The organism is Litorisediminivivens sp. KMU-197 (assembly GCF_056858395.1).
Window position 1 is genome coordinate 77250 of record NZ_JBXEQG010000002.1, and the last position, 17766, is coordinate 95015.

Below are 17766 nucleotides of genomic sequence, written 5' to 3' on the forward strand. Positions count from 1 at the left end.
GGGACCTCATGGTCAGCGTCACCGCTGGCTCGGGCTCACCCGCCCGCGAAGGGGGCCGCATCGCCCCAAAGGCTGCGCACCTTGGCGTCCCGCTTGCAGGCATCCCGATAGCGCTTGTAGGCCTTGGCCCGCGAGATGTAACCGAACCGCGTCAGTGTGCTGGCCTGCGACTTGTAGTAATTCTGGTGATAATCCTCGGCCTCCCAGAATTTGCCCGCCTGCAACACCGGCGTCACGACCTTTCGGCCCAGCGCGGCCTGTGCCTCGGATTTGACCCGCTCGGCCAGCGCCCGCTCCCCCGCATCCTGCGCGAACACCGCCGTCCGGTAGCTTTCGCCCCGGTCGCAGAACTGCCCGCCCGCGTCTGTGGGATCGACCGACCGGAAGAACAATTGCAGCAGTCGTTCGCGCGATATCACATCCGGATTGAACCGGATTTCCACCGCCTCGTAATGCCCCGTGCCGCCGCGCGTCACCTGCTTGTAGGTCGGGATCGCCGTCGTACCGCCGGTATAGCCGCTGACCACGTCGGACACGCCTTTGACCTTCTCGAAATCCGCCTCGACGCACCAGAAACAGCCGCCGGCGACGGTCAGAACCTCCAGTTCGGTAGCCTGGACCCGTTTCGCCTGAAGCAGGCAGGCAATCACGATCAGCACGGCCAGCAGGACGGGTTTCATATCGGTCAAACGCAGCATGGGCACTCCTCCTGCCTGCGAGGTTTCCGCAGATCCGGCGCTGCGGCAAGTCACAAGCCCGCGCCGTCACGCACAGGTGAGCCGATGTGAGCAAGCCAATTTCTCAAGCGGTGAAACTCGCCGCCCGTTCATTCCGTAGCTTCCTTCATGCCGGACGCGATCCGCGCATCGAAATTGTTCAGGGAGTTATCTGATGAAACGTTACGCACTGACCCTCGCCGCCACCCTTGTCGCCAGCACCGCGTTTGCCGGCGGCCACGGCATGGCCCCCGCCGTCGAAGCCGCCGATCAGGATGTTTCGGCCGGCACCGTCACCGCGTCGAAGGTTACCGCCGGCGCCAACGGTTGGCTGGTCGTCCACCGCACCGGCGAAGACATGAAGCCGGGCCCCGTAGTTGGCTATGCACCGTTGAAGATGGGCGAAAACATGGATGTCGCCGCGATCCTTCAGGAAGAGGTCGCCTCGGGCGACATGCTGATGCTGATGGTCCACGGCGAAGAGGGCGGCATGAAGACCGGTGTCTTCGAATACACCCTCGGCGCCAAGGAAGACGGCCCGGTCAAGCCCGACGGCGAACTGGTGATGGCGACGATCACCGCACAATAACACGAACAGATCCGCGGCCTGTTTCTCACGGCACATCCCGCCTGGCTGGCGGATCGTCCGGGACCGTCGGCTCACATGCCGGCGGTCCCATTTTACTTAGGGTGGGTGTTCAACCCACCACCAGTGATCTCAGCCTTTCAGCCGCCGGTCCCGCGACGCCAGCAATTTCAGCCGCAGCGCGTTCAGCTGAATGAAACCGGCCGCATCCTTCTGGTCGTAGGCGCCGGCGTCATCCTCGAAGGTCACATGTGCCTCGGAATAGAGCGAGTGGTCCGACCACCGTGCCACCGTCCGTGCCGCGCCCTTGAACAGCATCACCTTAACGGTGCCAGTGACGTGTTCCTGGCTCTTGTCGATCAGCGCCTGCAGCATCTCGCGCTCGGGGCTGAACCAGAAACCGTTGTAGATCAGCTCGGCATAGCGCGGCATGATCGAATCCTTCAGGTGGCCCGCGCCGCTGTCCAGCGTGATCTGCTCGATGCCGCGGTGTGCCTCCAGCAGGATCGTCCCGCCCGGCGTCTCGTAGATGCCGCGCGACTTCATGCCGACGAAGCGGTTTTCCACGAAGTCCAACCGGCCGATCCCGTGGCGGCGGCCATACTCATTCAGCTCGGTCAGGATCGTTGCCGGGCTTTTCGCCTCGCCATTGATCGCCACCGCGTCGCCCTTTTCAAAGGTGATCTCGATGTATTCCGGCTGGTCCGGGCCGCCGACCGGATCGTCGGTGCGCTGATAGACATAATCCGGCGCCATCTCGGCCGGGTCTTCCAGCACCTTGCCCTCGGACGAGGTGTGCAGCAGGTTCGCGTCGACCGAAAACGGCGCCTCGCCGCGCTTGTCCTTGGCAATCTGGATCTGGTGCGCCTCGGCAAACTCCAGCAGCTTGGTGCGCGAGGTCAGATCCCATTCGCGCCATGGCGCTATCACCTTGATGTCGGGGTTCAGCGCATAGCAGGCCAGTTCGAACCGCACCTGGTCGTTGCCCTTGCCGGTCGCGCCATGGGCCACCGCGTCGGCGCCGGTCTCCTCGGCGATCTCGACCAGCCGCTTGGAAATCAGCGGCCGCGCGATCGACGTGCCCAGCAGGTAAAGCCCCTCGTAGACCGCGTTCGCCCGGAACATCGGGAACACGAAGTCGCGCACGAATTCCTCGCGCACGTCCTCTATATAGATCTCCTTGACGCCCATGGTCTCGGCCTTCTTGCGCGCCGGCTCCAGCTCCTCGCCCTGGCCCAGATCGGCGGTGAAGGTGACGACCTCACAGCCATACTCGGTTTCCAGCCATTTCAGGATGATCGAGGTATCGAGGCCGCCGGAATAGGCCAGGACGACTTTCTTGGGCGCGGTCATGGGGCGATTTCCTTTTTGAATGACGCCCGCGCGATACCGGGTTTTCACGGGCGGGGCAAGGCGGCGGCGTTGACCTTGCCCCGCCCAGCGCCCACTGTGCGCGCGAATTTCAATGAAGAGGGCGGCGATGAAAGCCTGGTCAATGTTCACCCACTCGGTGCGCCTGGTGTTCAACAATCTCGACGTGGCGCTCAGGGTGTCGCTCGTGCTCTACGCGGTGCAGGTGGCCAGCCAGATCTACACCCATGGCGCCGCCGGTGAAATGGTCGAAGCCCCCGATGGCACCCGCGTCCCGGCGATCAGCGGCGACGAGGCGATGATGATGCTCGTGCTCGGCCTTGCCGCGCTATGCGCCAGCCTTTGGATCGCCGTGGCGTGGCACCGCTACGTGCTCTTGGGCGAAGAACCGCAGGGCTGGATCCCGCGCTGGCCGGGCGGCACCATCTGGGGCTATCTCTGGCGTTCGATCCTGTTGGGGCTGACGGTGGGTCTGGTGCTGATCCCGCTTGTCACCGTGCTGGGCTTCGTCGTGCCGCCGGCCTTCCTCGCCGCGCTCGCGGTGGGTGTCGGCGCCTACGTCTTCTTTCGCCTGTCTCCCATCCTGCCCGCCATCGCCACCGGGGAAGAGCTGAGCTTTCGGCAGGCATGGGCCCACACGCGCGCCCATTCGAACACGCTGATCGGCCTGTCCGGGTTGATGATCGGGGCGTCTCTGGTGTTGCAAATCCCCACTATCCTCAGCGGCGATCCCGGTTCGCTGGTCAGCCTGATCTATGCCTTGGTCGTCGGCTGGTTCGCCACGATGATCGGCATATCGCTTCTGACAACGGTCTACGGCCATTGCGTCGAGGGCCGCGGCATCGACTGAGCCGCAGGCGCGGGCTTGACCCCCGCGCCCGGTTTGCGCTTTACCCATCCGACAGCCAAAGCGAAGGGCCCACGATGAAGCCACCCGTTCCGTTCCGGCCCGACACCGAGCATCTGCGGCTCTACCGCAGTGCGCTCGGCCAGTTCGCGACCGGCGTGACGGTGGTGACCGCGCTGGGCGATCAGGGCCCCACCGGCATGACCGCCAATTCCTTCACCTCGGTTTCGCTGGCGCCGCCGCTGGTGCTCTGGTGCCTGTCGCGGCGTTCGCAACGCGCGCAGGTCTTCCTTGGTGCCGAACGCTACGCGCTCAACGTGTTGCATTCCGGCCAGTACGAGCTTGCCATGGGCTTCGCCGGCGACGGCGGCACCTTTACCGAGGCGAACTCGGTCGAGGGCACCGGCGGTGTGCCACTTCTGCGCGAGGCGCTGGCCGTCTTCGAGTGCCGACTGGACAAGACGGTGGACGCCGGCGACCACTCCATCGTCATCGGCGAGGTCGAGCAGTTGCGCTTTCGCGACGGCGATCCGCTGATCTTTCACGGCGGACATTTTGGCACCTTCTCCGGATAACGCGCGCTTCGCGGGGCAGGGGCTGCTCTCCCTTCCCGAGGTCCCGGACCTCACGGCCACCCGGTGCCTGCTGATGGCCCGCTACGACATGGACGCCTACCGCGACCGTGATTTTGCCCATTTCGGACTTGAACTGCCAAAGGCCTTGTCCCGCGCCGTTCCCAAGCGCCGCGCCGAATTTCTGGCCGGGCGCGCTCTGGCGCAGCACGCCCTGCACCTGCTGGACAGACCTGCCGCCACCATCGACCGGGGGGACAAGGGCGAACCGCTCTGGCCCCCCGGTGTGACCGGTTCAATCAGCCATTCCCGTGGATGGGCAGGGGTCTGGCTCGCCACCGACGGCGTGCATGTCGGCCTCGATATCGAGGCGCTGGCGGACGACCGGGCCACCCGCGCCATCCGCCACACCGTCCTGACCGCGGCCGATCGCGTCACCCTCGGTCCAACGGCCGATGCCGCCGACTGCACCGCCGTCTTTTCGGCCAAGGAGGCGCTCTACAAGGCGCTCTTTCCCATCGTCGGCCGGTTTTTCGGCTTCGACCATGCGGAGGTGACGGAAATCCACCGCGACAGGACGCACCTGCGCCTTGTAAAGCCTCTCGGACCCCGGTTCGATGCGGGATGGACAATCGACATTCACCAGACCTGGAAGGCAGGCAGCGTCATCAGTCGCTGCGAGATCGACCCATGACGCCAGACCTCCGCAAGACCGCGCTTCACCTCTTCGACAAGGCTGTCGAGGCCGCCGACCCCGCGATCGCCCTGCGCCGTGCCGTTGCGGACCATCCCCTGCCCGATCCCTCGGGCAAGCTGCACCTGATTGCCATCGGCAAGGCCGCGCCCGCCATGCTGAAAGAGGCCCTCAGCCACGTGTCGCGCCCCTGCGAGGCGCTGGCCGTCTGCCATTACGAGAATGGGATGGATGTCCCCGGCGCAACCGTCATGCGCGCCGCCCACCCGGTGCCGGACGATGCAGGGCTGCGCGCCGGACAGGAGATCATGTCGCGTCTTCAGGGGCTTGGCGCACAGGACGCGGTGGTCGTTCTGGTCTCGGGCGGGGGATCGGCGCTTGTGCCGGCCCCGGTGGAGGGCGTGTCGCTGGAAGAAAAAGCGGCGGTCAACAAGCTGCTTTTGGGTGCCGGGCTGGACATCGTGCAGATGAACCTCGTGCGGCAGCAATTGTCCAAGCTCAAGGGCGGCGGGCTGGTGCGTTGTGCCGCGCCCGCGCCGGTCGCGGCTTACCTGCTGTCCGACGTGATCGGCGACGACTTGCGCGCCATCGCCTCGGGTCCCACCGTCGGCCCGATCGGCACCCGCGCCGACGCGCGGGCTGTGCTGGAACGGGCAGGGGTCTGGGACCGATGCCCAGAAAGCGTCAGGTCGCATCTGTCGCAAACCGTCACCCCGCCCGCGATGCCCGAAGCTGAAAACCACCTGATCGGCTCCAACCGCAAAAGCCTCGAGGCCATGCTTCAGGCCGCCTCCGGGTTTGACGCCCGCATCGCCTCGGACGCGCTCGAAGGCGACGTGGCCGAGGCCGCGCGCATCGTGCTCGAAACCGCCGCTCAGGCCCCGAAGGACAAGCCGGTCGCCCTGATCTTCGGCGGCGAAACCACCGTCACCTTGCGCGGCGACGGTCGCGGCGGCCGCAATCAGGAGCTGGCCCTCCGCGTGGCGCTGGGTGCCGCGGACCACGACCTTCCCGGCAACTGGCTGTTCATGTCCGCCGGCACCGATGGCCGCGACGGACCCACCGACGCGGCCGGCGGCATCGTCGATGCCGGCACCGCCGCCGCCATCGGGGACGAGGCCGATCGCCTGCTTGCCAACAACGACAGCCACGAGGCCCTGCGCCGCGCCGAGGCACTTCTGATCACCGCCGCCACCGGGACCAACGTCGCCGACGTTCAGGTCTTCCTCGCAGGCTAGCTGGCCAGCCGGATGTCCAGTCCGGCACACAGGTCCCGCCGCGAGGCCGCATAGACCGTCACCAGCTTGCCGATATCGACGGTGTCGCCTTGCCCGGTCGCAGCCGCGCTTTCGCCCGCGGCGCAAAGCGCGGCGAAGGCGTCGAACCCAAGGTTCAGCGCGCTGCCCTTCAAAAAATGCATCTGCCCGTCAAGGTCCGCCATGCCCGGCGTCAGACCTTCGATGGCGCCGTCGACCTCGGACAGGAAAAGTTCGACCACCTCGGCGAAATCCTCTTCCCCGATTTCGTCCCGCAGTTCGGTCACGCGTGTCCAATCGATCATGCCGGCCTCTCCGATCCTGTGTGATGGAAAACTAGCGGAAAAGACTGAAGAAACCCTTGCGCAGATACCGTGGATTTTCGGCAAATGTCGCCCTTCATCAGTGGTTAAGGCAGGCCCGCCTATCACGGTCCGCAAGGTTTCGGACGGGTGATGCGTGATGGTTGTGGCAGAACAGACAACGGACGACAGGGCGCAGACAGACAAGCAGTTGCGGGTGCTGGTTGTCGACGACAGCGCCCTGCAGCGCAGGATTCTGTCGGCCTCGCTGCGCAAGCAGGGCTACGCCGTGGCAGAGGCTGAAAATGGCCAACAGGCGCTCGACTTCTGCAAGGCGGACCCGCCCGATCTGGTGCTCAGCGACTGGATGATGCCGGGCATGGACGGTCTGCAATTGTGCAAGGAATTCAGAAGGATGGAGCGTGAAACCTACGGCTATTTCATCCTCCTGACCTCGAAAAGCGACAAGGTTGCCGTGGCGCGCGGACTGGACAACGGGGCTGACGATTTCCTGTCCAAACCGGTGCACGCCGAAGAACTGCGCGCCCGCATCACTGCCGGTGAACGCATCATCCGGATGCAGCGCCAGCTGAGCCAGCAGAACAAGGTGATTTCCCAAACCCTGGCCGAGTTGCAAGGGCTCTATGACGCGCTCGACAACGATCTGATCGAGGCCAAGAAGCTTCAGCAATCGCTGGTCCGCGAACGCTTTCGTCGATTCGGTCCTGCGGACCTGTCGCTGCTGTTGCGGCCGTCGGGTCATGTCGGTGGCGATCTCGTGGGCTTCTTTCCGGTCAGCCGGACCCGGCTGGGGGTCTATGCCATCGACGTTTCGGGCCACGGCATCAGTTCGGCGCTGATGACCGCGCGGCTGGCCGGATACCTGTCTGCCAGCACGCCCGACCAGAACGTCGCGCTGCGCGACACCGGCGACGGCAGCCATGTGATGATGCCCCCGGCCGACGTCATCGCCCGGCTCAACACTCTCGTGCTCGAAGAGATGGAGACCGAGCATTATTTCACCATGGTGCTGGCCGATGTCGACCTCGCCACTGGCCGCGTCCGAATGGCCCAGGCCGGGCACCCGCATCCCCTTGTGCAGCGCCGCGACGGCAGTCTCGAACTGATCGGCAAGGGGGGTCTGCCGGTTGGCCTCTTCGACGGCGCCGAATTCGAAGAGTTCGAAACCACCCTCGCCCACGGCGACCGGCTGCTGCTCTATTCGGATGGCATAACCGAATGTCCCGTGGCCACGGGCGGCTTTGTCGACGACGCCGGGCTGAAGGACATGACCAGCAGCCTGCGCCACCTTGCCGGCCGCGAGTTCCTTGAAGCCATGGTCTGGAGCCTTTCGGAACAGGCCGGACAGGACGAGTTTCCCGACGACATCTCGGCCGCGCTGTTGGAATTCAGCCCAGACATCCCCGGCTGAACGCCAGCCGCAGCAGCGCCCGGTCGACCGGATTGGACAGGGCGGCGCTGGCTTGGCCCACGGGCACCAGCTCCGCATCGTGGCCCGGCTCTGAAGGCGCGCCGTGGCACCGCGCCGGGCGGGCCAGATACACCGTGCACAGCTTCTCCGCCCACAACCGGTACTCGGGCATGTAGACGAAACGTCGTGCGGCCCCCACCCGGACCGGCGCGCCGATACGCCAGCCGGTCTCTTCAAACACCTCGCGATGCAGCGCCCGCAGGGGCTGTTCCCCCGGATCGATCCCGCCGCCCGGCAGTTGCAGCGGCTCCTGCGACCCCGCCTGCCGGGTCAGCAACAGATGCCCCTCGACCGGCAGGATCGCATAGACCCCGGCGCGCAGCCGATACATCCTGTCGGGGTCTGGACTGTCGCCGACGCGCCGGATCATGCCTGTTTCCTTGCCCCGTCAGGTCTATTGGTTCCTGCCTTGCCGCCCCTATATAGAGGCGATATGCCAAGTCCGGGCAACAAGGAAACCCCATGACCTCCGTAAACAAGATCGCCTGGGACGATACCGTCCTGCCTTTCCAGCTTGATGCCTCCGACATCCGCGGTCGCGTGGCGCGGCTCGACGGCGTCCTTGGCGGTATCCTGAAGCAGCACGATTACCCGCCGCAGGTCGAGGCGCTGGTGGCCGAGATGGCGCTGCTGACCGCCCTGATAGGGCAGACCATAAAGCTGCGCTGGAAGCTGTCGCTTCAGGTCCAGTCCAACGGTCCGGTGCGGATGATCGCCACCGATTACTACGGCCCCGCGAACGAAGGCGATCCGGCGCTGATCCGCGCCTATGCCAGCTTTGACGAAAGTCGCGTGACCGATGCCGATCCCTTCGATCAGGTCGGCTCCGGCTATTTCGCCGTCCTGATCGATCAGGGCCAGGAAATGCAGCCCTACAAGGGCATCACGCCCCTGGCCGGCGGCTCGCTCCGTGCCTGCGCGGAGAGCTATTTCGCCCAGTCCGAACAGCTGCCCACCCGGTTCTCGCTCAGCTTCGGCAAGTCGACCGAAACGGGCGGCGAAGAACACTGGCGCGCCGGCGGCATCATGCTGCAGCACATGCCCAAAGCCTCGCCCTCGGTGAGCGGCGAAGGCGGATCCGGCGAACAGGGTCTGCTGACGGTCGACGATCTGCTGGCCGACGACGACGAGGCCGAGAACTGGAACCGCGCCAACATCCTGCTGGACACGGTCGAACAGCTGGAACTGATCGGCCCGCAGGTGCCGCCCACGGACCTTCTGGTGCGCCTGTTCCACGAAGAACAGCCGCGCGTGTTCGACGCCCAGCCGGTGCAGTTCGGCTGCACCTGTTCCGAGGACCGCGTGCGTCGCAGCCTGTCGATCTATTCCGCCAAGGACATCGAGAAGATGACAACCGACGAAGGCCGCGTCACCGCCGACTGCCAGTTCTGTGGCGCGCATTACGATCTCGATCCCGCCACCGTGGGGTTCGAGGCGGATGAGGACTGACCTCCGCGACCCTTTACTGAAGGCGTTGGCGCGTGACGCCGGCGCCTCTTCGGATTTCGATCTGAACCCGGATGTCCGCCTGCCCGAGGGCCGCAAGCTGCGGCCTGCCGGCGTTCTGGCGGCGGTCATCATGCGCGCGGACACCCCGCACCTGATCCTGACTAAGCGCTCCTCGGCGCTGAAACACCACCCCGGCCAGATCGCCTTTCCTGGCGGCAAACAGGAAGAATCCGATTCCGACGTCACCGCCGCCGCCCTGCGCGAAGCGCATGAAGAAATTGGCCTTCCCCCCGACCAGGTCGAGATCCTCGGCAGGCTGCCCACCCACGAGACCGTCACCAGCTTCACCATCACCCCGGTGCTGGGCTGGGTGAAGGGCGATTTCACCCCGGTGCCCGAACCCGGTGAAGTCGAAGAGGTCTTTACCGTTCCGCTTGCGCATGTCACCAATCCGCTCAACTATACGGTGCAATCGCGGCGCTGGCGCGGGGTGAGGCGACACTACTATACTGTGCCCGTCGGTCCCTATTACATCTGGGGCGCGACAGCCCGGATCCTGCGGGGACTGGCGGAAAGGATGTCTGCATGAGGGTAACGGGCGACTGGCTGACCAACCCGGCGACGCAAGCGGTCTGCAAGATGCTGACCGATGCGGGACACACGTCCTATTTCGTCGGCGGCTGCGTCCGTAACGCGCTGATCGGCGCCCCCGTCACCGACATAGACATCACCACCAACGCCCGGCCCGAGCAGGTGATGGACCTTGCCGGACAGGCCGGGCTGAAAGCCGTGCCCACCGGCATCGATCATGGCACCGTGACGATCGTGTCGGACGGCAAGCCGCACGAGATCACCACCTACCGCAAGGATGTCGAAACCGACGGACGCCGCGCCCTGGTGGCCTTTGCCGACAGCATCCACGACGACGCCCGGCGCCGCGACTTTACCATGAACGCGCTATACGCCGATCCCCGGGGCAGCGTGCTCGACCCGGTCAGCGGCCTGAGCGACCTCAAGGCGCGCAAGGTGCGCTTCATCGACGATGCCCAGGCCCGCATCCGCGAGGATTATCTCCGCATCCTGCGCTTCTTTCGCTTCAACGCGTGGTATGGCCGCGAAAAGGGCGGCTACGACCGCGAGGCGCTGGCCGCCATCGCCGCCAACCTCGACGGGCTCGACACCCTGTCGCGTGAACGTGTCGGGGCCGAGATGCTCAAGCTTCTCTCCGCCCCCGATCCCACCCGTGCCGTCGCCGCGATGGACAAGGCCGGGGTGCTGGTGCGAATCCTTCCCGGCGCCACCACCGCCTTTCTCGGCCCGCTGACATATGTCGAGGATGAGGCCGGCATCGCTCCCGACCCGATCCTCCGCCTTGCCACCCTCGGTGGCGAGGATGCACCCGAACGCTTCCGCCTCAGCAAGGCCCAGACGCGTGAGCTGGCCTTCTTCCGCACTGAAGTGGCCGCTCCCACGCCGCCGCACGAAATCGGTTACCGGTTCGGTTCGGAGCTGGCCGAGAAGCTGCTGGTCTACCGCTCCGCGCTGCTGCAGGAACACATCGACCGCACCGCCTTCGCCGAAATGGAGGAGGGTGCGAACGCCATCTTCCCCGTCAAGGCCGCCGACCTGATGCCCGCCTACGAGGGAGAGGCGCTGGGCGACAAGCTGCGCGCGCTCGAAATCCTCTGGATCGCGTCCGGCTTCACCCTGACAAGGGCGCAACTGCTCGCCGATGATTGACCCGCTCTACGGTTTCGTCTTCTTCGGGCTGTTCTCGCCGGGTCCGAACGTGATCCTGCTCACCACCTCGGGCGCACGCTTCGGCTTCCGTCCGACGCTGCCGCACCTTGGCGGCGTGGTGCTCGGGGTGGGCATCACCGCGGGTCTCACCGGGCTGGGCCTCGGGGCGCTGCTGGCCGCCGCCCCGGGGCTGGAGGCGACGCTGCGCATCGCCGCCGCGCTGTGGATCCTCTACATGGCGTGGAAGCTCTGGACCGCGCGCCCGCGCGAGGCCGCCCCCGGCCAGCGCCCGATGACCCTGCCCGAAGCGGTGCTGTTCCAATGGGTCAACCCCAAGGTCTGGGCGGTCGCGCTGGCCGCCGCCTCCGCCTATCCCGGCGGTCTCGCGCCGTGGCAAGAGGCGCTGCGGCTGGGCACCGCCTTTTCCGGCATCAACCTCTTCGTCTGCCTGTTCTGGACCTCCGCCGGGGCGCTGCTGGCCTACCTTCTCCACGCTCCCCGCGCATGGGTGATCTTCAACCGCACCATGGCGCTGGGCCTCGGCAGCTACGCCTTCCTGCTTTTTCTCTGACCGGCACCGCGGCACCCCCGTGCTCCCGCGCCCCGGCCGCCGCGCCGGGGCCTCCGCGTCAGGCCCATGTACCCCGGGGGTGACAAACCGCCGCACACGCGCTATGAAATCGACCTACCTGAACGGGAGCGCGCAGCATGGAGACAAGGTTCCGACCCAGCATTCGCTGAGCCACGGTCCTTGACGCGTGGTTCCGCCACGCCTTTCCCCGAGTTGCCCATTTCGCGCTGAGGAGCGCCCCATGTTCAAGTATTTCGAAAACCTCATAGACCCCTATTGCGATTATCCCCGGACCGATCATCCGCCGCAGACGCTCTGGGCGTTCCTCTGGGATTACGCCCAACCCTTCAAGCGGGTCTTCGCGCTCGCCGCGCTGATGTCGGTGGTGGTGGCCTCGGTCGAAGTCGGGCTGATCTGGGCGATGGGCTGGGTGGTCGACATCCTGACCGGCGCGCCGCAGCAGGTCTGGCAGGACTACGGCGGCTGGCTGATCGCGCTTGCGGTCTTCCTGCTGTTGGTGCGCCCTGTCCTGCACGCGCTCGATGTGGCGCTTCTGAACAACACCATCCTGCCCAACTTTGGCACCCTGATCCGGTTTCGCGCGCACAATCACGTGCTGCGCCAGTCCGTCGGCTGGTTCGAAAACGACTTCGCGGGCCGCATCGCCAACCGCATCATGCAAACCCCTCCTGCCGCCGGCGAGGCCGTGTTCCAGGTCTTCGACGCCATCACCTTTTCGCTGGCCTACGTCGTGGGCGCGGTGATCCTGCTCGGCCAGGGCGACCCGCGCCTTGCCGTCCCGCTGCTGCTGTGGCTGGTGGGCTACGCCTTGCTGATCCGCTGGACCGTGCGGCGCGTCGGCCCCGCGTCGAAAGCCGCCAGCGACGCCCGCAGTCAGGTCACCGGTCGCGTGGTCGACGCCTATACCAACATTCACTCGGTCAAGATGTTCGCCCACCACGACCGCGAAGCGATCTATGCTCGCGAGGCCATCGAGAACGCCCGCCGCACATTCCAGCGGGAAATGCGCATCTTCACCCGCATGGACGTCACCCTGACGCTCCTGAACGGCTTTCTCATCGTCGGCGTCGTCGGCTGGGGCATCTGGCTGTGGATGCAGGGCAGCGCCAGCGTCGGCGTCGTTGCTGCCGCCACCGCGCTGACGCTCAGGCTCAACGCCATGACCGGCTGGATCATGTGGGCACTGACCTCGTTCTTCCGCCAACTTGGCGTCGTGGCCGAGGGCATGGAGACCATCGCTCAACCCATCGTCCTCAAGGACGCGCCGGATGCGAAGCCTCTGCGCCTCACCCGGGGCCGCATCGAAATCGACCAGCTCTCGCACCACTACGGCCGCGGGCGCGGCGGTCTCGACCGCATTTCGCTGACCATCGAACCGGGTGAAAAGGTCGGGCTGGTGGGCCGCTCCGGCGCCGGCAAGTCGACCCTCGTGAAACTCCTGCTGCGTTTCTACGACGCCGAGAGCGGCTGCATCCTGATCGACGGTCAGGATATCGCCGACGTCACGCAGGACAGCCTCCGCCGCAATATCGGCATGGTGCAACAGGACAGTTCGCTGCTGCACCGCTCGATCCGCGACAACCTGCTCTACGGCCGTCCCGACGCCATCGAGCAAGAGATGATCGCCGCCGCCAAGCAGGCCGAAGCGCATGACTTCATCCTCGATCTCGAAGACCAGATGGGCAATCGCGGTTACGATGCCTTCGTCGGCGAACGCGGCGTGAAGCTCTCGGGCGGCCAGCGCCAGCGGATCACACTGGCCCGTGTGATCCTCAAGAACGCGCCGATCCTGCTGCTGGACGAGGCGACATCGGCGCTCGACAGCGAGGTCGAGGCGGCGATCCAGCAGACCCTCTACGGCATGATGGAAGGCAAGACCGTGATCGCCATCGCCCACCGGCTGAGCACCATCGCCCAGCTTGACCGTATCCTCGTGATGGACGACGGCCGCATCGTCGAGGAAGGCAGCCACGATGTGCTTCTTGCCCGGCAAGGTCTATATGCAGGGTTCTGGGCGCGCCAGTCGGGCGGGTTCCTTGTGACCGAAGACGACGACGCGGAGGCGGCGGAATGACCCCGAAAACCTGGATCGACCCCTTCGCCCACGCCGCGACGCCACCGCCCCGCACCCTCTTGCGCTTTTTCCACTGGTCCCTGCGCGGCGCGTTCCCGGCCATCGGCGCGGCCTGTTCGGCCTCCACGCTGGCCGGCTTCCTCGAGGTCATGGCCGCGATGACGCTGGGCTTCGTGATCGACGCCGCCCTGGCCGGAGAGCCGGCGACCATCTTCTCCGATCACGCCCTGCTGCTGTCCGGGGTGATGCTGTTCTTCCTGTTGCTGCGCCCGCTGGTGCTGATGCTGTCGTCCTACCTGCAGTCCATCGTGGTCCAGCCCAACGTTCTGGCCCTCGTGCTGTCGCGCCTGCACCGTTACACGCTGGGTCAGGACGTGACCTTCTTCGACAACGACTTCGCCGGCCGCATCGCGCAGAAGGAAATGCAGACCGCCCGCGCCATCACCGACGTGGTGGTCGAGATGATCCATACCATCTGCTTCGCGCTGGCCTCGGTGGTCGGCTCGATCCTTTTGCTGGGCACGGTGGACGGGCGCATTGCCGCCGGGCTGCTGGTATGGCTGATCGGCTACGGTCTGATGATCCGCTTCTTCATGCCCCGCATCCGCAAACGGTCCAAGGCGCGGGCGGCGGCGCGGGCCATGGTGACGGGGCAGGTCGTTGATACCGTGACCAACATCAAGACGGTCAAACTTTTCGCCCATTCCGACCACGAAGACCGCGCCGCGCTGGGCGCGATGGCCCGCTTCCGCGAGCGGCAGCTCGAATTCGGGGCCCTGTCGGTCCAGTTCCGCTTCTGGCTGATGTCGCTGGCCGGTATCCTGCCTGTGCTGCTGGTCGGCGGCGCGCTCTGGTACTGGTCGCGCGGGCTGGTCAGTGCCGGCGATATCGCCGCCACCGGCGCGGTGTCGCTGCGGCTGGCGCAGATGACCGGCTGGGTCAGCTTCACGCTGCTGTCGGTCTATGCCAGCATCGGCGAGGCCGAGGACGGCATGCGCACCCTGACCCCGCCGCACGGGCTGACCGATGCCGCCAACGCCACCGAACTGCAGGTCCCCGAAGGCCGGATCGCCTTTCGCCACGTGGATTTCGCTTACGGCCGCGACATCGGCGGCGTCGAGAATATTGACCTGACCATCGCGCCGGGCGAGAAGCTTGCCATCGTCGGCGCTTCCGGTGCCGGCAAGTCCACCCTCGTGGCGCTGCTCCTGCGCCTTTACGACGCCGAAAAGGGCGAAATCTGCATCGACGGGCAGGACATCGCCGGGGTGACGCAGGAAAGCCTGCGCCGACAGATCGGCATGGTCACGCAGGAAACCGCCATGTTCAACCGGTCGGCGCGGGACAACATCGCCTATGGCAAGCCCGATGCGACCGAGGCCGAGATCATCGAAGCCGCGAAACGTGCCGAAGCCCACGACTTCATCGTCGATCTCGAGGATCACGAGAAACGCCCCGGCTATGACGCCCATCTGGGCGAACGCGGCGTGAAACTCTCGGGCGGTCAGCGGCAGCGCATCGCGCTGGCCCGCGCCATTCTGAAGGACGCCCCGATCCTCGTGCTGGACGAGGCGACGTCGGCGCTCGACAGCGAGGTCGAGGCGGCGATACAGACCGCGCTCGACAACGTGATGGAGGGCAAGACGGTGGTTGCCATCGCCCACCGCCTGTCAACCATCGCGCGGATGGACCGGATCGTGGTGCTGGACGCGGGCCGCATCGCCGAACAGGGCAGCCACGATCAGCTGCTTGCCAAAGGCGGCCTCTACGCGCGCTACTGGGAGCGGCAGTCGGGCGGCTTTCTCAACATCGTCGAGGCGGCGGAATGACCGGCACCCCCTTCGCGAACCAGCCCGATCCATCAATGGATCGATCCTGATCCGTCAACGGATCAGCCACCGCACCCGGCCACCGTCCGCCACCGCGCCATAGCCGCCCGGTCAACCCGCGGGCCGCCCCCGATCCATCAATGGATCGGCACTGATCCGTCAACGGATCAGCCCCCGTCAGGGCTTCCCCAATCCGCGCCATCCCGCTATCCCCTCCGCCATGGAATACCTCATCGAACGTCTCGGCCACCATGGCGACGGCATCGCACAGGGCCCCGTCTTCGCTCCGCTCACCCTCCCTGGAGAGCGCGTCACCGGCACCGCCGAAGGCGACCGTTTGCGCGATGTGCGCATCATCGCCCCCTCGGACGACCGCGTCGCCGCCCCCTGCCGGCACTTCAAATCCTGCGGCGGCTGCCAACTCATGCACGCCTCCGACGCCTTTGTCGCCGATTGGAAACAGCAGGTCGTGCAACGCGCCCTTGCGGCCCAGCGGATCGAAACCACCTTCCGCCCCATCGCCAACTCGCCCGCGCAAAGCCGCCGCCGCGCCACCTTTTCCGCGCGGCGCACCAAGAAGGCCGCCATGGCCGGCTTCCATGGCCGCGCCTCGGGGGTGATCGTCGAAATCCCCGGCTGCCAGTTGCTGCATCCCGACCTGCTGGCCCTGCGTCCGGTGGCCGAGGCGTTGGCCACGCTCGGCGGCAGCCGGAAAGGCGAACTCTCGGTCCAGATCACCCTGTCCGAGGACGGCCCCGACGTCGCCGCCACGGGCGGCAAACCGTTCGACAAGACCCTTGAAGTCACCCTTGCCGAACTGGCCGGCCAGCACCGTCTGGCGCGGCTGGTCTGGGACGGCGAACCGATCGCCATGCGCGCCCCGCCGGGCCAGCGCTTCGATGGCATCCGCGTGGTGCCGCCGCCGGGCGCCTTCCTGCAGGCTACCGCGCATGGTCAGGCCACCCTGATTGCCGCCATGCAGGAGGCGGTGGCGGGCGCGGCCCATATCGCCGATCTCTTCGCGGGCTGCGGCACCTTCGCGCTGCCCCTCGCGCGCCACGCCGAGGTGCACGCCGTCGAGGGCGGCGGCGACATGCTCGCCGCGCTCGATCACGGCTGGCGCAACGCGCAAGGGCTGAAGAAAGTCACCACCGAGACGCGCGACCTGTTCCGCAACCCGCTTCTGCCGGAGGAACTGGATCGCTTCGACGCCCTCGTCATCGACCCGCCCCGCGCCGGTGCCGAAGCGCAGGTGGCGCAGATCGCCCGCAGCAGCGTCGCGCTGATCGGCTTCGTCTCGTGCAACCCTGTCACCTTCGCCCGCGACGCCGCCAAGCTCATCGACGCGGGGTTCCGCCTCGATTGGGTGCAGGTGGTGGATCAATTCCGCTGGTCGGCGCACATCGAACTTGCAGCGCGGTTTTCCCGCCCTCATATGTGACCCGGAACTTCCGAGGGACATAGACATGCGGGCGAAACTGGCGGTCTGGCTGGACCAGACTTGGGTGCGCAACACCATCATCGGCGTGATCCTGTTCAACGCGGTGATCCTCGGACTGGAAACCTCGGACGCGGTGATGGCCCGCTTCGGCGGGTTGATCGTGCTGGCCGACCGGCTCTGCCTCGCCTTCTTCGTTGCGGAACTGGCGCTGAAGATGTTCGCGCAGGGCACAGGCTTCTTCCGCCGCGGCTGGAACCTCTTCGACTTCACCATTGTCGCCATTTCGCTCGTGCCCGCCGCGCAGGGGCTCTCGGTGCTTCGTGCGCTGCGAATCCTGCGGGTGCTGCGGGTGCTCTCGGTCGCGCCGCGCCTGCGCCGGGTCGTGGAAGGCTTCATCACGGCGCTGCCGGGCATGGGCAGCGTCTTCCTGCTGATGGCGATCATCTTCTACATCGGCGCGGTCATGGCCACCAAGCTGTTCGGCCGCACGTTCCCGGACTGGTTCGGGGACCTCGGCTCCTCGGCCTATTCGCTGTTCCAGATCATGACGCTCGAATCGTGGTCGATGGGCATCGTCCGCCCGGTGATGGAGGTCTATCCCTACGCCTGGGCCTTCTTCGTGCCGTTCATCATGGTCACCACCTTCGCCGTGGTGAACCTGCTTGTCGGCCTGATCGTGAACTCGATGCAGGACGCCCATCACGAGGAAAGCAATGCCGCCACGGTCAGCTACCGCGACGAGGTTCTGATCCGGCTCGAAGCGATCGAAAAACAGCTGAAAGACGCTCAATCCCGATGAAACCCC

The 17766-nt window shown here is 66.2% G+C and carries 18 protein-coding genes; 14 read left to right on the top strand and 4 right to left on the bottom strand.

The window, feature by feature from the left end; genetic code table 11:
* Positions 1-35 precede the first annotated feature (35 nt).
* On the bottom strand, positions 36-698 hold the full coding sequence (gene msrA / locus AC04PT_RS05280; RefSeq protein WP_482872526.1) for a peptide-methionine (S)-S-oxide reductase MsrA: 663 nt from the start codon (positions 696-698) through the stop codon (positions 36-38).
* Between the two features lie 193 nt (positions 699-891).
* Here msrA and AC04PT_RS05285 point away from each other — a divergent pair, with 193 nt between their 5' ends.
* Positions 892-1305: a DUF7282 domain-containing protein gene (locus tag AC04PT_RS05285; protein WP_482872527.1), complete on the top strand. Its 414-nt coding sequence runs from the start codon at positions 892-894 to the stop codon at positions 1303-1305.
* Between the two features lie 129 nt (positions 1306-1434).
* Here the strand turns inward: AC04PT_RS05285 and AC04PT_RS05290 are convergent, their stop codons facing one another.
* A complete protein-coding gene (locus tag AC04PT_RS05290) occupies positions 1435-2655 on the bottom strand; it encodes an argininosuccinate synthase (RefSeq protein WP_482872529.1) in 1221 nt (406 codons plus the stop codon).
* Positions 2656-2782: 127 nt separating this feature from the next.
* On the opposite strand from AC04PT_RS05290, the gene AC04PT_RS05295 reads away from it, so the two are divergent.
* The 4 genes from AC04PT_RS05295 (at position 2783) to AC04PT_RS05310 (ending at position 6024) form a co-directional block, all read left to right on the top strand.
* Entirely contained in the window at positions 2783-3523 is a 741-nt protein-coding gene (locus tag AC04PT_RS05295) for a hypothetical protein (protein ID WP_482872530.1), read from the top strand.
* A gap of 74 nt (positions 3524-3597) precedes the next feature.
* The gene (locus AC04PT_RS05300; RefSeq protein ID WP_482872531.1) at positions 3598-4095 is read left to right on the top strand and encodes a flavin reductase family protein; all 498 of its coding nucleotides are present in this window, start codon (positions 3598-3600) and stop codon (positions 4093-4095) included.
* Positions 4096-4168: 73 nt separating this feature from the next.
* Positions 4169-4786, top strand: coding sequence for a 4'-phosphopantetheinyl transferase family protein (locus AC04PT_RS05305; protein WP_482872532.1), 618 nt, complete (start codon positions 4169-4171; stop codon positions 4784-4786).
* Positions 4783-6024: a glycerate kinase type-2 family protein gene (locus AC04PT_RS05310; RefSeq protein WP_482872533.1), complete on the top strand. Its 1242-nt coding sequence runs from the start codon at positions 4783-4785 to the stop codon at positions 6022-6024. The genes AC04PT_RS05305 and AC04PT_RS05310 overlap by 4 nt, the downstream gene beginning before the upstream one ends.
* On the opposite strand, the gene AC04PT_RS05315 is transcribed toward AC04PT_RS05310, so the two are convergent.
* Positions 6021-6347: an Hpt domain-containing protein gene (locus AC04PT_RS05315; RefSeq protein ID WP_482872535.1), complete on the bottom strand. Its 327-nt coding sequence runs from the start codon at positions 6345-6347 to the stop codon at positions 6021-6023. The two genes, AC04PT_RS05310 and AC04PT_RS05315, sit on opposite strands and share 4 nt — an antisense overlap.
* A gap of 157 nt (positions 6348-6504) precedes the next feature.
* Here AC04PT_RS05315 and AC04PT_RS05320 point away from each other — a divergent pair, with 157 nt between their 5' ends.
* Positions 6505-7776: a PP2C family protein-serine/threonine phosphatase gene (locus AC04PT_RS05320; RefSeq protein WP_482872536.1), complete on the top strand. Its 1272-nt coding sequence runs from the start codon at positions 6505-6507 to the stop codon at positions 7774-7776.
* Here AC04PT_RS05320 and AC04PT_RS05325 read toward each other — a convergent pair.
* The gene (locus tag AC04PT_RS05325) at positions 7754-8206 is read right to left on the bottom strand and encodes an NUDIX domain-containing protein (protein WP_482872537.1); all 453 of its coding nucleotides are present in this window, start codon (positions 8204-8206) and stop codon (positions 7754-7756) included. The two genes, AC04PT_RS05320 and AC04PT_RS05325, sit on opposite strands and share 23 nt — an antisense overlap.
* A gap of 92 nt (positions 8207-8298) precedes the next feature.
* On the opposite strand from AC04PT_RS05325, the gene hslO reads away from it, so the two are divergent.
* From hslO to AC04PT_RS05365, 8 genes are all read left to right on the top strand, one after another.
* Complete coding sequence (gene hslO / locus AC04PT_RS05330) at positions 8299-9285, top strand: Hsp33 family molecular chaperone HslO (protein ID WP_482872538.1); 987 nt, start codon at positions 8299-8301, stop codon at positions 9283-9285.
* Positions 9275-9874 carry a CoA pyrophosphatase gene (locus tag AC04PT_RS05335; protein ID WP_482872539.1) on the top strand — a complete coding sequence of 200 codons (600 nt, stop codon included), beginning with the start codon at positions 9275-9277 and terminating at the stop codon, positions 9872-9874. Before hslO ends, AC04PT_RS05335 begins: the two co-directional genes overlap by 11 nt.
* On the top strand, positions 9871-11025 hold the full coding sequence (locus AC04PT_RS05340; protein ID WP_482872540.1) for a CCA tRNA nucleotidyltransferase: 1155 nt from the start codon (positions 9871-9873) through the stop codon (positions 11023-11025). Before AC04PT_RS05335 ends, AC04PT_RS05340 begins: the two co-directional genes overlap by 4 nt.
* Positions 11018-11596 (top strand): LysE family translocator, encoded by a 579-nt coding sequence (locus AC04PT_RS05345; protein WP_482872541.1) that lies wholly within the window; start codon positions 11018-11020, stop codon positions 11594-11596. Before AC04PT_RS05340 ends, AC04PT_RS05345 begins: the two co-directional genes overlap by 8 nt.
* Positions 11597-11837: 241 nt before the next feature.
* Positions 11838-13691 (top strand): ABC transporter ATP-binding protein, encoded by a 1854-nt coding sequence (locus AC04PT_RS05350; protein WP_482872542.1) that lies wholly within the window; start codon positions 11838-11840, stop codon positions 13689-13691.
* Positions 13688-15520, top strand: coding sequence for an ABC transporter ATP-binding protein (locus AC04PT_RS05355; protein ID WP_482872543.1), 1833 nt, complete (start codon positions 13688-13690; stop codon positions 15518-15520). The genes AC04PT_RS05350 and AC04PT_RS05355 overlap by 4 nt, the downstream gene beginning before the upstream one ends.
* A 220-nt stretch (positions 15521-15740) precedes the next feature.
* Complete coding sequence (locus AC04PT_RS05360; RefSeq protein WP_482872545.1) at positions 15741-16961, top strand: class I SAM-dependent RNA methyltransferase; 1221 nt, start codon at positions 15741-15743, stop codon at positions 16959-16961.
* A gap of 25 nt (positions 16962-16986) precedes the next feature.
* Positions 16987-17760, top strand: coding sequence for an ion transporter (locus AC04PT_RS05365; protein WP_482872546.1), 774 nt, complete (start codon positions 16987-16989; stop codon positions 17758-17760).
* Positions 17761-17766 lie beyond the last annotated feature (6 nt).

Excerpts from the sequence above, each read along its gene's own strand:
- msrA (WP_482872526.1), bottom strand. The coding sequence starts at position 698 with ATGCTGCGTTTGACCGATATGAAACCCGTCCTGCTGGCCGTGCTGATC.
- AC04PT_RS05285 (WP_482872527.1), top strand. The coding sequence starts at position 892 with ATGAAACGTTACGCACTGACCCTCGCCGCCACCCTTGTCGCCAGCACC.
- AC04PT_RS05290 (WP_482872529.1), bottom strand. The coding sequence starts at position 2,655 with ATGACCGCGCCCAAGAAAGTCGTCCTGGCCTATTCCGGCGGCCTCGAT.
- AC04PT_RS05295 (WP_482872530.1), top strand. The coding sequence starts at position 2,783 with ATGAAAGCCTGGTCAATGTTCACCCACTCGGTGCGCCTGGTGTTCAAC.
- AC04PT_RS05300 (WP_482872531.1), top strand. The coding sequence starts at position 3,598 with ATGAAGCCACCCGTTCCGTTCCGGCCCGACACCGAGCATCTGCGGCTC.
- AC04PT_RS05305 (WP_482872532.1), top strand. The coding sequence starts at position 4,169 with ATGGCCCGCTACGACATGGACGCCTACCGCGACCGTGATTTTGCCCAT.
- AC04PT_RS05310 (WP_482872533.1), top strand. The coding sequence starts at position 4,783 with ATGACGCCAGACCTCCGCAAGACCGCGCTTCACCTCTTCGACAAGGCT.
- AC04PT_RS05315 (WP_482872535.1), bottom strand. The coding sequence starts at position 6,347 with ATGATCGATTGGACACGCGTGACCGAACTGCGGGACGAAATCGGGGAA.
- AC04PT_RS05320 (WP_482872536.1), top strand. The coding sequence starts at position 6,505 with ATGGTTGTGGCAGAACAGACAACGGACGACAGGGCGCAGACAGACAAG.
- AC04PT_RS05325 (WP_482872537.1), bottom strand. The coding sequence starts at position 8,206 with ATGATCCGGCGCGTCGGCGACAGTCCAGACCCCGACAGGATGTATCGG.
- hslO (WP_482872538.1), top strand. The coding sequence starts at position 8,299 with ATGACCTCCGTAAACAAGATCGCCTGGGACGATACCGTCCTGCCTTTC.
- AC04PT_RS05335 (WP_482872539.1), top strand. The coding sequence starts at position 9,275 with ATGAGGACTGACCTCCGCGACCCTTTACTGAAGGCGTTGGCGCGTGAC.
- AC04PT_RS05340 (WP_482872540.1), top strand. The coding sequence starts at position 9,871 with ATGAGGGTAACGGGCGACTGGCTGACCAACCCGGCGACGCAAGCGGTC.
- AC04PT_RS05345 (WP_482872541.1), top strand. The coding sequence starts at position 11,018 with ATGATTGACCCGCTCTACGGTTTCGTCTTCTTCGGGCTGTTCTCGCCG.
- AC04PT_RS05350 (WP_482872542.1), top strand. The coding sequence starts at position 11,838 with ATGTTCAAGTATTTCGAAAACCTCATAGACCCCTATTGCGATTATCCC.
- AC04PT_RS05355 (WP_482872543.1), top strand. The coding sequence starts at position 13,688 with ATGACCCCGAAAACCTGGATCGACCCCTTCGCCCACGCCGCGACGCCA.
- AC04PT_RS05360 (WP_482872545.1), top strand. The coding sequence starts at position 15,741 with ATGGAATACCTCATCGAACGTCTCGGCCACCATGGCGACGGCATCGCA.
- AC04PT_RS05365 (WP_482872546.1), top strand. The coding sequence starts at position 16,987 with ATGCGGGCGAAACTGGCGGTCTGGCTGGACCAGACTTGGGTGCGCAAC.